We start from the raw sequence: 12712 nt of genomic DNA on the forward strand, positions 1-12712 counted from the left end.
CATTCGGATCACGGCGCGCGTAGCCCCTGCTGTATCCGGCCCGGAGGGTAGATTGGGCCGGACTGATTTCAGCGGGAGGAGCGAGCAATGACCACCGGTGACAACGACCCGAACGCGTACGGTCCGCCCGGGGGCTATCCCCCGCCTCCACCGACGGGTCAGCCGGGGAGTTATCCCCCGCCTCCGTCGGGATATCCCCCGCCGCCGCCCGGCTATCCGGGTGGGTACGCCCCGCCGCCGCAGAGTCCTTACGGCCAGCCGAGTTACGGCGGCGGTTTTCCGCCGCCGGTGCCTGCCGGTGGCCAGCCGGGCGGGCTGGGCATTCGGTTCGCTGCGCGTCTGATCGACGGCATCATCGTCGGGATCGTGTCGTTCGTGCTCGCGTTGCTGTTCGATGCGACCAGCAACATCCTTGTGACAGGGCTGTTTTCGGGCGTGTTGACGTTTGCGTACTTCGTGGTCTTCGAGGTCACTCAGGGCTGGACTCCGGCCAAGAAGATCCTGGGCTTGAGCGTGCACGGTCCCGGGGGCGCACCCAAGCCGAATGCCCAGCAGTCGGCGATCCGCAACTCGTTCACGTTGCTGTCGGTGATCCCCTACATCGGCGGCCTGCTCGCCGTCATCGCCTACATCGTGATCGCGGTGACGATCAACGGCAGCCCGACCAAGCAGGGCAAGCACGACGAACTCGCCGGCGGAACCCAGGTGGTCAAGGGCTGACCGCGGCGGTCAGATCACCAGACCGAGCAGCAGGACGACGATCAGGCCGGTCACTGACAGCACCGTCTCCATCAGTGACCAGGTCTTGATCGTCTGACCCACGGTGATCCGGAAGTACTGGTTGACCAACCAGAATCCGGCGTCGTTCACGTGCGAGAAGAACAGCGAGCCGGCCCCGACGGCCAGCACGACCAGCGACACCTGACCGCTGCCGAGCCCTTCCACCAGCTGCAGCACCAGCGCCGAGGCGGTGATGGTGGCGACCGTCGCGGAGCCGGTGGCCAGCCGGATCAGCACAGCCAGCACCCAGGCCAGCAGGATCACCGAGACATTGGCGGTCTTGGCCCAGTCGGCCAGGAGCGTGCCGATGCCGCTGTCGACGAGGACCTGTTTGAAACCCCCACCCGCGGCGACGATCAGGATGATGCCGGCCACCGGGGGCAGACCCGATTCGACGCACTTCATCACCTCGGACCGGCTCATCCCGGCGCCGCCACCCAGGGTGAAGATGCCGACGATCACCGCGATCAGCAGCGCGACCAGCGGGGTACCCAGCACGTCGAAAGTGATTCGGAACCATTGGTTCTCGTCGTCGATGAAGATGTCGACCAGCGCCTTGCCGAGCATCAGTACGACGGGCAGCAGCACGCTGAACAGCGTCACCGCGAAGGACGGTCGGCGACTGCCGCGGTTCTCGTCGGGAATGACCTCGGCCTCCGGGCCGGCGGCGCGCAACGCGGCAGCACCCGAACCGAACGTGTCGGGCGCCTCCACCACAACCCAGCGCCCGGCCAACTTGCCGAACAACGGGCCGGCCACGATGATCGTCGGGATCGCCACTGCCACACCGAGCGCCAGCGTCAGACCGAGGTCCGCGTGCAACAGGCTGATCGCGGTCAGCGGTCCCGGGTGCGGCGGCACGAAGCCGTGCATGGCCGAAAGGCCGGCCAGTGCCGGGATTCCCACGGTGATCAGAGACAGCTGAGAGCGTCGCGATACCAGGTAGATGACCGGCATCAGCAGGACCAGGCCGATCTCGAAGAACATCGGCAGGCCGATGATCGCGCCCACCAACGCCATCGCCCACGGCAGCGCGCGCGGCGAGGCACGCCCGACGATGGTGTCGACGATTTCGTCCGCGCCACCGGAGTCGGCCAGAAGTTTGGCGAACATCGCACCCAGCGCGATCAGGATGCCGACACCCGCGGCGGTGGAACCGAAGCCGTCGCTGAAGGACTTCAGCACCTTCTCCAGGTTCTCCCCGGCGACGATGCCGACGGTCAACGCACCGAATATCAAGGACAGGAACGGGTGCAGGTGCAGCACGGTGATGAGCACGACGATCACCGCGATACCGGCGAGGAAGGCCAGTATGAGCTGCCAGCCGGGCGCGACCGGTGTCGCCAGTTTGGGCGCTTCGGCCAGGAGGATGGCGTGGGTGTTCATCGGCGTCACTTTCCTTCAGCGCGGGATACGTAGTTGTCGACGATCGAGTCGATGCTCTGATCGACGTCGATGCTGATGCCGTCTTCATCGGCATCGAGGGGTTCGAGCGTGTCGAATTGCGATGCCAGCAGGCTCGCCGGCATGAAATGGCCTGGCCTGCTTGCCTGTCGGCGGGCGATGACCTCCGTGGTTCCGCTCAAGTGCAGGAACTTCAGGTCGGCGCAGTGTCGTCGGAGCTGATCGCGGTACGCGCGCTTGAGCGCCGAGCAGCTCATCACACCGCCGCGGGGGTGCTCGGCCAGCCACACCCCGATCGCCTCGAGCCACGGGTAGCGGTCCTCGTCGTCGAGAGCGTGGCCTGCGGTCATCTTGGCGATGTTGGCCGGTGGGTGGAAGTCGTCTGCGTCGGCGAAAGGCACCCGTAGCCGCTGCGCCAAGGCCGCGCCAACGGTGGATTTCCCCGAACCGGACACTCCCATGACGACGATGGGTGAGGTCATGCCTGCGTCTACCCTGCTGTTCGGCATGTCACACAGCATTCATCAATAGTCATACCTTTGCAATACCAAATCGTGATGAATCTGTTTTTACCTGGCTGTGCTCCATGTATGACAACATGTATGAGTGGGTTCCGAGCCAATCGTCAGCGAGCTGCACAGCAGCGTGCTGACCGCGCTCGGCGAAGCGATCGTCTCCGGCCAGTACCAGCCCGGGCATGTGCTCACCCTCGACGGCGTCAGCGCCGACCACGGGGTCTCCCGCTCGGTGGCGCGCGAGGCCATCCGGGTCCTGGAGTCCATGCGGATGGTCGCGCCACGCCGCCGGGTCGGCATCACCATCCAGCCGTCGAGCAAGTGGAACGTGTTCGACCCCAGGGTCATTCGCTGGCGGTTGGATGTCGGTGACCGTGCCGCACAGCTGATGTCGCTGTCGGAGTTGCGGCGTGGTTTCGAGCCTGCGGCTGCCGCATTGGCGGCGCGGCGCGCCGATCCCCATCAGTGCCGGATCATGGCCGCCGCCGTGTCCGACATGGTGGTACACGGCCGCTCCGGCGACTTGGAGTCATATCTGCTGGCGGACAAGATTTTTCATCGCACATTGTTGGAGGCGAGCGGCAACGAGATGTTCCGGGCGCTCAACGATGTGGTCGCCGAGGTGCTCGGCGGACGAACACATCACGGCATGATGCCCGATCGGCCCAACCCCGCCGCGATCGAACTGCACGACGAGGTCGCGCGCGCGATACGGATGCGCGACGAGGCGGCCGCCGAGCGCGCCATGCGGGCCATCATCGACGAAGCCGCGACAGCACTGGCTGGTGATCTCTCGGCGCCGTCCGGGAATTAGGTTGCGGGCCTAGGCCGCCGGCTGCACATGGAAGTACATCATCAGGCCCTCCACCTTGGTCACGGTCACCGTCTGCCGCGTTGTTTCGCCTGCGGCCGTCACGTCGCAGTGCGCCTCCGCACCGGTTTTGCCGTCCAGACCGCCGTCGCAGTCGGCTGAGTCGACCGTGGCCCCGGACGACTGCGACACCGTCTTGGCCACCAGCTTGTCGAGCTGTTCCTTCGATGCGGCAGGGACCATGCTGTAGCTGATGTTCTCACCGTCGATCTCCGTCGCGGTGACCACGAGGTCGAAGCTGTCGGAGCCGTTCAGCAGCACCTCGCAGCGGGTGGTCTTACCGACCTCGCCCCGCAGATTCTCGGCACAGGTCACGGTTTGCGGCTTCTCGCCCGCCTTCTGCAGCCGCTGGGTGATGTCTTTCTCGAGATCCGTTTTCGACACGGCAAGCCCACCGGTGCTGACGTCGAAGGAGCATCCGCTCAGCGCGGCTGCGGCGACACCCACGGCGGTGAGCCCGGCGCCGAGCGCCGTCGTGGCACGCATCGTGACCTCCAGCCGGCCGGCGGCGCGGACGGCCGCACGATGCAAGCAAGATATCAAGTGGTTCACTACATCTGTGACCAGAACACCAGCACTCGCGCGCCGCTTCTTCGACCGTTACGAGCCCGTACACGGCATCACATACTTCGCGCCAGGTGGGCGAAGTGCCTTCGACGCCATGGGATTCGTCGGGTTCTGGCGCGGCTACTTCGCCGGCCGCTCGGCACCGCTGGGTCGGGTGCCGGTGGAGGTGGTGACCGCGACTTTCTACAACTTCTCCACCGAACGGGTGGCCAAGGCGATACCGGCGATCTGGGACATTGCCACCCCCGCGGAGGTGCTACAGGTCCGGCAGGACATCGCGGTCGCGACGCTGCAAGGCTACGGGCTCAGTGACGACACCCCGGGAGTGGCCGAAGCCGCCGAACTGGCCGGTCTGGCGGCACGACACGCACCGCTGGACGGCCGGCCGCTGTTCGCGGCGAATCGGGCGCTGCCCTGGCCGGACGCCCCACTGGCAGCGCTGTGGCACGCCGCGACCCTGTTACGTGAGCACCGCGGGGACGGGCACATCGCCGCGCTGGTGAGCGAAGGCATCGGCGGTCGTGAATCCAACGTCTTCCATGTCGGCGCCGGCGCGGTGCCCGCTGATTTCATCAAACGCAGCCGCGACTACTCCGATGAGGAGTGGGACTCGTGCGTGGGGTCGCTCGCACAGCGCGGATTGCTGACGCCCGCAGGAGCTCTCACCGAAGCAGGCCGGGCGTTGAAGGACCACATCGAACTGCGCACCGATGCCCTGTCGCTGCCCGCGCTGGATGTCCTTGACGACGACTCCGTGGAGCGCTTGTTCCAGGCCCTCACGCCGATCACCCGGCAGGTCATCGCCGGCGGTGACCTGCCCGCGGCGACACCGATGGCGCTGCGCCGCGACGAACTCGACGACGGCAGCGCACACCTGTAGGAAACCGCGCCTCAGCTCGACTTGCGATGCAGCGCTTCGGGTTTGTGCACGGCGTCGTTTCCGCTCTTGTCGCTGCGGACCCGATACTGGGGATCGGAGGCCGACGCGCGCACCGTACGCTTCGCAGCGGTGGTGTCGGAGGTGATCTTCTCCTCCACCGTCCCCTCGGCGGTGCTGCCGTGACTCTGCCAGGTGACTTTGTCACCCTTGTGGAATTCGTCCTTGCCCATCCCTGCGCGTACCCGCGCACGGCCGGCGCTAACCGGTCACAGGTTGCGGTTCCACTCCACCCAGCCCGATCCGGTCCTGCCGTCAGTGGTTTCGACGGTGACCCAGGCCCGCGGGAAGAAGCTCACCTGACCCTCCGGTGCCACCAGCCGGACGGGCGCGTGACCGCGGATATCGACCGTCGTCTCGACCGGACCGGGCAGGTAATCGATAGTCGTCGTCAGCGGTAACCCGTTGTCGGAGAACGTCGCTTCGGCACGCACAGTCGTCGTCTCGGTGACCGGTTCGCCGGCTCGCTGCAGGTAGCCGACGCTGATCGGATCCATACCGGGGATGCGCAGGTCGACACCGTGCAGGTGGGTGCCGTCGTCGAGGTGCAGGGCGCTCCAGACCCAGTCCATGCTCCACCAGTCCCGAACACCGTGGGAGTGATCGCGCTGCCCCGGGACTGCCTCGAACTGGTGCACCCGCCCGTCGATGGTGACGGTTCCGGTTACGCTGCAGGGGATTTCATACCGGGTGGTGATGCGATACGCGTACGGTGTCCCGACCGTCGTCCAGGTGAGGTCCATGGCCAACTCGACCGGCCGGCCGGGCTCGTCGCGCAGCAAGGCCGACGGATCGTCGTATTCCAGTGCGGTACCGCGGACCTCGACGCGGTAGGTCTGCAGCGGCGTGATGGCGCCGTGGCGCAGTTCGGCGCCGTCGGCCTTGGCCACGAGGGGGTCGGCGGGCATCGGCGCCTCGAAGTTCACCAGCGCAACGGTGGGCATATCGGGACCGCACACCAGCGCGTTGATCCATGCGACGTTCTGGTTGGGCACCAGGCCGAGCCGCAGCCAGCCACCGATGCCCTGAGCCGGGTCGGCGAAGTCCCAGTACCAGCTCTCGTTCCACAGTGGCTCGTCACCGGGCTGATGTGCGCCTTCGTCGGCGGGGTCGGGCGTCAGAGCCGCGACGGGCGCGGCCGGTGGCAGAACGTCGAGCGCACCGGTGTCGAGGACATGGCTGGTGTGCCGGTCCAGCATGGTCAGGAACATCTCGTCGCCGCGGTCGGTGCGCTCGACAAGCATCGACGAGACCACCGCCATCATCACCCCCGCGAAGCTCTGGCGCCGGACGCCCTCGCGCACCTGGTCGAGAGTGACACCCGAATCAGGGCCCAGCCCTTCGTGATACGCGCGAAGCAGCTCGTCGTAGTGGGCACGCCGATCATCGATGGTGACGGCACATCCGATGAAGTACGCCACGTCGGTCATGGCCGGGCCCCAGGTGACCGTCTGCCAGTCGACGACGGTGAGGTCGCGCCGGGATCCCGGGCGGCCGAACAGCATGTTGTCGAGCCGGTAATCGCCGTGCACCAGACCCTTGATGCGCTCCGGCAGGGACTCGTCGGCCACGTAGGCATCGAAACTGCCCGCCAGCCGTTCACACACATGCCGCTGGTCGGCGGTGATCGCGTCGCCGTAGCGGTCGGCGAAGCCGGCCCAGAGCTGACCGATCAGGGCCTGGTCCAGCGGCGCCGCCCGGGTCAGCCATTCGGCGTCGGCGAGGCTCTCGTTGCCGATCACCGGGGCGTGCAGGCGGCCCAGTTCGTTCAGCGCCAGCACGGCGTCTTCGATTGTGGCGCCGCGGATTTCGTTACCGACCTCGGCGGGAGCCGCGTCGTCGAGAAGCAACGTGAAGATGCCCGTCTCGGGGTCGTAAAAGTGGTGGTAGCACTCGGCCACCGGACCGCCGAGGCGTGGGGCGACGTCGGCATAGAACTTGACCTCGCGCTCGTAGAGCCCCAGCGCCATTCCGGTCTGTCTGCTCGTCGGATCTGTCGCGGCGACCTTGAGAACTACCGAGACTGGTCCCTCGACACTGTCGGCATACGTCAGTCCGACCCGGTAGCACTCGCTCATCTGACCGGTACCGATGCGGTCGATGGTGAAGCCTGCGACCGGAAAACCGATGGCGGCGGTCAGCCATTCAGCGGTCAGGTCACTCGGTCGCTCGATGACGATGTCGTTGGTCTGCACGCGACCAACCTAGGACACATCCCTGGCGGCCCGGAAGGTTTTCCCGCCATTTCTTGACGGGTGTCAAATCAGTCCTGGTCAGGCTAGCGGCCGGCCAGCGAAAACCCTGCCCACGCCTCGCGACGGTGCGGATGCGGGTCGTAATCGACGCGGGTGTGCCGGTCGAACACCAGCACCGGGCGCTCCGCTTCGGTGTAGCGCGGCCAGCCCTCGCCCGGCACGCCGGTACGGCTGAAATGCCGCCATCTGGTCTGCAGATCTCGGCTGACCTTGAGCGCCGAGCGCCTGTCCATCGCCGCGGTCAATGCGGCGCCGAACCGGGTCCGGTAGATGTCGAAGACGGCCAGCAGTTCGGTGGCATGGGTGGCACCCAGGCCCGACCAGTGCAGGGTCCGCGGTGCGTAGTCGTAGCGGTACACATAGGTCGGCGCGTGCCTGCCGTGCGCTTCGGCGATCTGCCAGGCAGCGGTTCCGAACGCGAAGTCACCGCCGAGCTGGACGCAGGCCGCCGGCCGTGGGTAGCCCGGGTAGGCCGCGGTGATGCGTTGGCGCGCTTCGGGTTCCGCACTCGCCAGCAGGCGTTCGATGGCGGGCTCGGTGGTCGGCAACAACTTCATGAACCGGGTGAACAGCTTGCCTTCGTCGGCGTTGGTACCGACGATCAGCGGCACCTTGTGGATCGCGCCGCGCCGCATCGCCGCGATCGGATCGTCGGGCAGGACGTCGTCGCCGTAGGTGGGGCCGAGCGAGAAGGCACCGTCCATGTCGGTCATGCTCTCGACGAGCAGGGTGTCGAGGGCGGCGACCAGATCCCGCGGCCGGGCCCGCATCACGGTTTCGGCGCCGTCGTCTCCGCCGGCCCCGAGCAGCCGGGCGAACTTGCCGGCAATCGTGGCGGCGGTCTCCGGGCCGCTCACCAGGCCGGAGGCCGGGCTCTCTGAAATAGCTTGCGCAAAAAGGCCTTCGGCTTCCGGAACGGCCAGCAGCGTCGCGACGGCATGTGCACCGGCGCTCTCGCCGAAGATCGTCACGTTGCCGGGGTCACCACCGAAGGCACCGATGTTGTCGCGTATCCAGCGCAGCGCCATCACGAGGTCGCGCAGGAACAGATTGCTGTCGATCGGGGTGTCCGGCGTGGACAGCGACGAGAGATCCACGCAGCCGAGGGCGCCGAGGCGATAGTTCACCGAGACGTACACGCAGCCACGGCGGGCCAGGGCAGCGCCGTCGTAGAGCGGGGTGGCCGAGCTGCCCATCAGGTAGCCGCCGCCGTGGATGAAGAACATCACCGGCAACGGTTCGTGGTCCGGCTCGCTGCCCGTCCACTGCGGAGTGACGACGTTGAGCGTCAGGCAATCCTCGCCCATCGGCTGATACTTGCCCACCGCCAGCATCGTGTAGCGGCGCTGCTGAGGGGCACAGTTGGCGAAGCCGTGGCAGTGCCGGACGCCGCGCCACGGCTGCGGGGGCTGCGGCGCGCGGAAGCGCAGCGCACCCACCGGTGGGCGGGCGTAGGGAATCGAACGCCACCTGTTGACCCCGTTGCGGACGAACCCCTCGACGATGCCGCTGCGCGTGGTGGCGCGGACGGTGTGTTCGTGCATCACTCGACGGTAGCGAACATTCCGCTCCCCGACGCGCCTGACAACCCGAACTGCTGCGGCCCGCTAGCCTGTCGGGATGCGGATCGCCGTGCTGCTCACCGCGTCGCTGCTGGTCGCGGGATGTTCCGGCGCGACGGGCGGCCAGGCGCGCCAAACTCAGCTGACACCGATCACCCCGTCGCGCACGGTCACGTCGTCGTCTGCGCCGTCGTCGTCCACCTCGGCCACCCCCACGTCGTCGCTGCCGGCGCCCGCGGCCGGGGTGCCGATCGCCGAGGCGATCCGATGGATCGAGGCGGCTCCCCCGATCGACGCCGCGCAGTACCACATCGCGTTGCGCGGCGGGGTCACCGCCGACCTCGGCGAGGATGTCGCGTTCACTACCCCTGGCGGTACCACCTGCATGACGGATGCCAAGCACGGCGCCCCGGCGCTGGCCTGCCTGGTGGAGCTGACCAGCCCGCCGCCACGGCCGCCGGACGTGTACGGCCAGTGGAAGGGCGGCTGGGTCGACTTCGACGGTTCGACGGTCCAAGTCGGTTCGGCGCACGGCGATCCGGGCCGCTTCGCCGCGGGGCAGGGCCGCGAACTGCCGTATGACGCGTCGTTGTCGTTCGGCAATTACCGCTGCCGCACCGACGCCAGCGCCCTGGTGTGCGTGAATTACGCCCAACAGTCGGCGGTACGGCTTGCCGCCGACGGCGTCGACGCATTCGCGTGCGCTCGGCAGGTCACCCCGCCGGCCGGCATCGGCGTGCAGTACGTCTGTTAGTGCGTGTGCGCCGGGTAGGCGTGGATCATCGCGGTGGCCAGTTTGGGTACGGCGTGGGTCAGGTCGTGTTCGGCTTCGTGGGCGATGTGATGTGCTTGCGCCAGAGTGAGATCGGGATCGATGTCGAGTTCGGCATCGACGTGCAGCCGGTGACCGATCCATCGCATGCGCACACTGCGCACCGCCCGCACTTCCGGCCGGGCAGCGAGCGTCGCCTCAGCCGACTCGACGAACTCCGGATCGACGCCATCCATCAAGCGGCGGAACACATCCCGAACCGCGGTGCGTAGCACCGCCAGGATGGCCACGGTGATCACCAGACCGATGATCGGGTCCGCCAGCGGAAAGCCAAGGGCGACACCGCCCGCGCCGATCACCACGGCCAGCGAGGTGAAGCCGTCGGTGCGGGCGTGCAGCCCGTCGGCGACCAGAGCCGCCGAGCCGATCCGGCGCCCGACACGGATGCGGTAGAGCGCGACCCATTCGTTGCCGATGAACCCGAGGAGCCCCGCGAGCGCGACCCAGCCGAGGTGCTCGATGGGCCGCGGGTTGATCAGCCGCCCGATGGCCTCGTACCCGGCGACGATCGCCGACAGGGCGATCATCGCGACGACGAACATCCCGGCGAGATCCTCCACGCGGCCGAAGCCGTAGGTGTAACGCCGCGTTGCGGCTTTGGTACTCAACGCGAATGCGATCCACAGCGGCACCGCGGTCAGCGCGTCGGAGAAGTTGTGGATGGTGTCGGCGGCCAGTGCGATCGACCCGGACGCCATGACGACGGCGATCTGGGCAAGCGCGGTCACACCCAGCACGACAAGGCTCGTCTTGACCGCGCGGATGCCCGCCGCACTGGACTCGAGCGCGCTGTCGAGACTGTCGGCCGCGTCATGGGAGTGCGGAGCGAAGATGTCGGTGATCGCTGCGCGCAGACCGGAATGGTGGTCATGGTCATGGTCGTGGTGCAGTGCAGCGGTGCGCTTTTCGCTGTCGTCGTGGATGTGAGCCATCACGCGCTCCCTCTGGCCGGCAACTCGTGCACCCCGCGATGGTGGGCCGGGGTCCCGCCGGCGGCGTGCTCGGCGTTGTACACCGCGTCGGTGACGAGTTGACGTACGTGGTCGTTCTCCAGGCGGTAGAACACCTGGGTGCCTTCTCGTCGGGTGCGAACCAGACGGGCCATCCGCAGTTTGGCCAGATGCTGGGAGACCGACGGCGCCGGCTTGTGGACGCACTCGGCGAGATCGTTGACGCTGAGTTCGCCGTCGATCAGCGACCAGAGCAGTTGAACACGGGTGGCGTCGGCCAGCATGCGGAAGACCTCGACGACCAGCAGCGCATGGTCGTCGGCAAGCTGCCTATCTGCATTCATACGCAGATAATAGCGGAACAACGGAACAAATCGACCCGGTCGCCAGTTTGGCGTGAGGTGAATGAACACACGCTCGTGGTGTACGCCAACCCTCGCGGGCTGGCGTCACGCGCCAATGCGGCACTTCTGCGCGCGGTTACAGACCGGCCGGATACCGAGACTCGGGACCTCGTCGCCCTCTACCCGGACGGTCTCGTCGACGTCACCGCCGAGCAGGCGGCCCTGGAACGCGCGGATCAGGTGGTGCTGCAGTACCCGACCTACTGGTATTCGATGCCCGGGCCGATGAAGAGCTGGCTCGACCAGGTGATGACACCCGGTTGGGCGTACGGCCCCGGCGCGCCGGGCGTGCTGGCGGGCAAGACATTGCGGATCGCGACGACCACCGGCGGTGTCACCGAGGACTACCAACCGGGCCGGCTGCACGGGTTCGAGTACGCCGACCTTCTGGCGCCGCTACGGGCGACCGCGCGTCGACTCGGCATGCAGTTCGCCGAACCCCTTGTGCTCCATGGTGTTCGACATCTGAGCGATGACGAACTCGCCGCCGCGGCGGCTCGATACGAGGATCTGCTCGCCAAGCCCCTGGTCCCGGCTACGCGGCCAGAACTCCCTTGGCGCGCAGGATCGGAAGCACACCCTCGGCGAACCAGTAGGCCTCTTCGAGGTGCGGATAGCCCGACAGGATGAACTCGTCGAAACCGACCGAGTGGTACTCCCAGATCAGGTTGGCGACCTCTTCGTGGCTCCCCACCAGCGCGGTGCCTGCACCGCCCCGGACCAGCCCGACGCCGGCCCACAGGTTCGGGTAGATCTCCAGCTTGTCCGTGCGCCCACCGTGCAGGGCCGTCATCCGGCGTTGCCCCTCGGACTCCGAGCTGGCGTGCTGCTTGGTGGCCTGCTCGATCTGGTCCGGAGTCAGCTCGTTGACGAGCTCTTCGGCGACAGCCCAGGCTGCTGCCGAGGTGTCGCGGGTGATCGTGTGCAGCCGGATCCCGAAGCGCAGGCTGCGACCGCGCGCCGCGGCCAACTCGCGCACCGCGTCGATCTTGGCCTTCGCGGCCAGCGGCGGCTCACCCCAGGTGAGGTACACGTCGACATGCTCGGCGGCGATGGGCAGCGCGGCCGCCGACGAGCCACCGAAGTAAAACTCCGGCAACGGGTTCGGTGGCGCGGACACCCGCCCGTCGCGGATCTTGTAGAAGTCGCCGTCGAAGTCATACGACTCCTGCCCCCACACCGACTTGACGATCTGGAGGAATTCGCCGGTGCGGGCATAGCGCTCGTCATGGTCGAGCCAATCGCCGAATCGCTGTTGCTCGAGGTCGTCCCCGCCGCTGACGACGTTGAGCAGCAGGCGGCCATCGGAGAACCGCTGAAGAGTCGCCGCCTGCTGGGCGGCCAGTGTGGGCGGCACCAGGCCAGGCCGGAACGCCACGAGGAACTTCAGCCGCTCGGTTTCGGCCAGCAGAGCCGATGCCGTCAACCACGCGTCCTCGCACCAGGTTCCGGTCGGCGTCAGCACCCCCTCGAATCCGAGCCGGTCGGCGGCTCTGGCCACTTCGGCCAGATAGCGCCGTGTCGGCGGGCGGTATCCGTCGGGGATGATGTGGTGTGACGACGCATGCGATGCCCCGACGATCGAACGGCTGTCACCGTTGGTGGGCAGGAACCAGAAAAACTTCGCAGACAAGA

At 67.4% G+C, this 12712-nt stretch carries 14 protein-coding genes; 5 read left to right on the forward strand and 9 right to left on the reverse strand.

The window, feature by feature from the left end; genetic code table 11:
• Positions 1-87 precede the first annotated feature (87 nt).
• Complete coding sequence (locus D3H54_RS15425) at positions 88-720, forward strand: RDD family protein (protein ID WP_149379774.1); 633 nt, start codon at positions 88-90, stop codon at positions 718-720.
• 9 nt (positions 721-729) lie between these two features.
• Here the strand turns inward: D3H54_RS15425 and D3H54_RS15430 are convergent, their stop codons facing one another.
• Both D3H54_RS15430 and D3H54_RS15435 read right to left on the reverse strand, forming a co-directional pair.
• A complete protein-coding gene (locus D3H54_RS15430; RefSeq protein WP_149379775.1) occupies positions 730-2166 on the reverse strand; it encodes a GntP family permease in 1437 nt (478 codons plus the stop codon).
• Between the two features lie 5 nt (positions 2167-2171).
• Entirely contained in the window at positions 2172-2666 is a 495-nt protein-coding gene (locus D3H54_RS15435; RefSeq protein WP_149379776.1) for a gluconokinase, read from the reverse strand.
• A gap of 124 nt (positions 2667-2790) precedes the next feature.
• Here D3H54_RS15435 and D3H54_RS15440 point away from each other — a divergent pair, with 124 nt between their 5' ends.
• The gene (locus D3H54_RS15440) at positions 2791-3513 is read left to right on the forward strand and encodes a FadR/GntR family transcriptional regulator (protein WP_149379777.1); all 723 of its coding nucleotides are present in this window, start codon (positions 2791-2793) and stop codon (positions 3511-3513) included.
• A 9-nt stretch (positions 3514-3522) separates the two neighbouring features.
• Here D3H54_RS15440 and D3H54_RS15445 read toward each other — a convergent pair whose 3' ends face one another.
• Complete coding sequence (locus D3H54_RS15445; RefSeq protein ID WP_149379778.1) at positions 3523-4056, reverse strand: DUF4333 domain-containing protein; 534 nt, start codon at positions 4054-4056, stop codon at positions 3523-3525.
• Between the two features lie 73 nt (positions 4057-4129).
• On the opposite strand from D3H54_RS15445, the gene D3H54_RS15450 reads away from it, so the two are divergent.
• Positions 4130-5017, forward strand: coding sequence for an SCO6745 family protein (locus D3H54_RS15450; RefSeq protein ID WP_149379779.1), 888 nt, complete (start codon positions 4130-4132; stop codon positions 5015-5017).
• Between the two features lie 11 nt (positions 5018-5028).
• Here the strand turns inward: D3H54_RS15450 and D3H54_RS15455 are convergent, their stop codons facing one another.
• The 3 genes from D3H54_RS15455 to D3H54_RS15465 form a co-directional block, all read right to left on the reverse strand.
• Entirely contained in the window at positions 5029-5247 is a 219-nt protein-coding gene (locus D3H54_RS15455) for a hypervirulence associated TUDOR domain-containing protein (RefSeq protein WP_149379780.1), read from the reverse strand.
• 36 nt (positions 5248-5283) lie between these two features.
• Positions 5284-7269, reverse strand: a complete 1986-nt coding sequence (locus D3H54_RS15460) for a DUF7064 domain-containing protein (RefSeq protein ID WP_149379781.1) — start codon at positions 7267-7269, stop codon at positions 5284-5286.
• A gap of 83 nt (positions 7270-7352) precedes the next feature.
• Positions 7353-8873, reverse strand: coding sequence for a carboxylesterase/lipase family protein (locus tag D3H54_RS15465; protein ID WP_149379782.1), 1521 nt, complete (start codon positions 8871-8873; stop codon positions 7353-7355).
• A 76-nt stretch (positions 8874-8949) separates the two neighbouring features.
• On the opposite strand from D3H54_RS15465, the gene D3H54_RS15470 reads away from it, so the two are divergent.
• Entirely contained in the window at positions 8950-9645 is a 696-nt protein-coding gene (locus D3H54_RS15470) for a hypothetical protein (protein ID WP_149379783.1), read from the forward strand.
• On the opposite strand, the gene D3H54_RS15475 is transcribed toward D3H54_RS15470, so the two are convergent.
• Complete coding sequence (locus D3H54_RS15475) at positions 9642-10655, reverse strand: cation diffusion facilitator family transporter (protein WP_149379784.1); 1014 nt, start codon at positions 10653-10655, stop codon at positions 9642-9644. The genes D3H54_RS15470 and D3H54_RS15475 overlap by 4 nt on opposite strands.
• The gene (locus D3H54_RS15480) at positions 10655-11017 is read right to left on the reverse strand and encodes an ArsR/SmtB family transcription factor (RefSeq protein WP_115319936.1); all 363 of its coding nucleotides are present in this window, start codon (positions 11015-11017) and stop codon (positions 10655-10657) included. The genes D3H54_RS15475 and D3H54_RS15480 overlap by 1 nt, the downstream gene beginning before the upstream one ends.
• Positions 11018-11074: 57 nt before the next feature.
• On the opposite strand from D3H54_RS15480, the gene D3H54_RS15485 reads away from it, so the two are divergent.
• Positions 11075-11707, forward strand: a complete 633-nt coding sequence (locus tag D3H54_RS15485) for an NAD(P)H-dependent oxidoreductase (protein WP_210419554.1) — start codon at positions 11075-11077, stop codon at positions 11705-11707.
• Here D3H54_RS15485 and D3H54_RS15490 read toward each other — a convergent pair.
• Positions 11613-12710 (reverse strand): LLM class flavin-dependent oxidoreductase, encoded by a 1098-nt coding sequence (locus tag D3H54_RS15490; RefSeq protein ID WP_149379786.1) that lies wholly within the window; start codon positions 12708-12710, stop codon positions 11613-11615. The two genes, D3H54_RS15485 and D3H54_RS15490, sit on opposite strands and share 95 nt — an antisense overlap.
• Between the last annotated feature and the right edge of the window lie 2 nt (positions 12711-12712).

Source organism: Mycobacterium sp. ELW1 (assembly GCF_008329905.1).
In the GTDB taxonomy this organism is placed as follows: Bacteria; Actinomycetota; Actinomycetes; order Mycobacteriales; family Mycobacteriaceae; genus Mycobacterium.

Excerpts from the sequence above, each read along its gene's own strand:
- D3H54_RS15425 (WP_149379774.1), top strand. The coding sequence starts at position 88 with ATGACCACCGGTGACAACGACCCGAACGCGTACGGTCCGCCCGGGGGC.
- D3H54_RS15430 (WP_149379775.1), bottom strand. The coding sequence starts at position 2,166 with ATGAACACCCACGCCATCCTCCTGGCCGAAGCGCCCAAACTGGCGACA.
- D3H54_RS15435 (WP_149379776.1), bottom strand. The coding sequence starts at position 2,666 with ATGACCTCACCCATCGTCGTCATGGGAGTGTCCGGTTCGGGGAAATCC.
- D3H54_RS15445 (WP_149379778.1), bottom strand. The coding sequence starts at position 4,056 with ATGCGTGCCACGACGGCGCTCGGCGCCGGGCTCACCGCCGTGGGTGTC.
- D3H54_RS15455 (WP_149379780.1), bottom strand. The coding sequence starts at position 5,247 with ATGGGCAAGGACGAATTCCACAAGGGTGACAAAGTCACCTGGCAGAGT.
- D3H54_RS15465 (WP_149379782.1), bottom strand. The coding sequence starts at position 8,873 with ATGCACGAACACACCGTCCGCGCCACCACGCGCAGCGGCATCGTCGAG.
- D3H54_RS15470 (WP_149379783.1), top strand. The coding sequence starts at position 8,950 with ATGCGGATCGCCGTGCTGCTCACCGCGTCGCTGCTGGTCGCGGGATGT.
- D3H54_RS15475 (WP_149379784.1), bottom strand. The coding sequence starts at position 10,655 with ATGGCTCACATCCACGACGACAGCGAAAAGCGCACCGCTGCACTGCAC.
- D3H54_RS15480 (WP_115319936.1), bottom strand. The coding sequence starts at position 11,017 with ATGAATGCAGATAGGCAGCTTGCCGACGACCATGCGCTGCTGGTCGTC.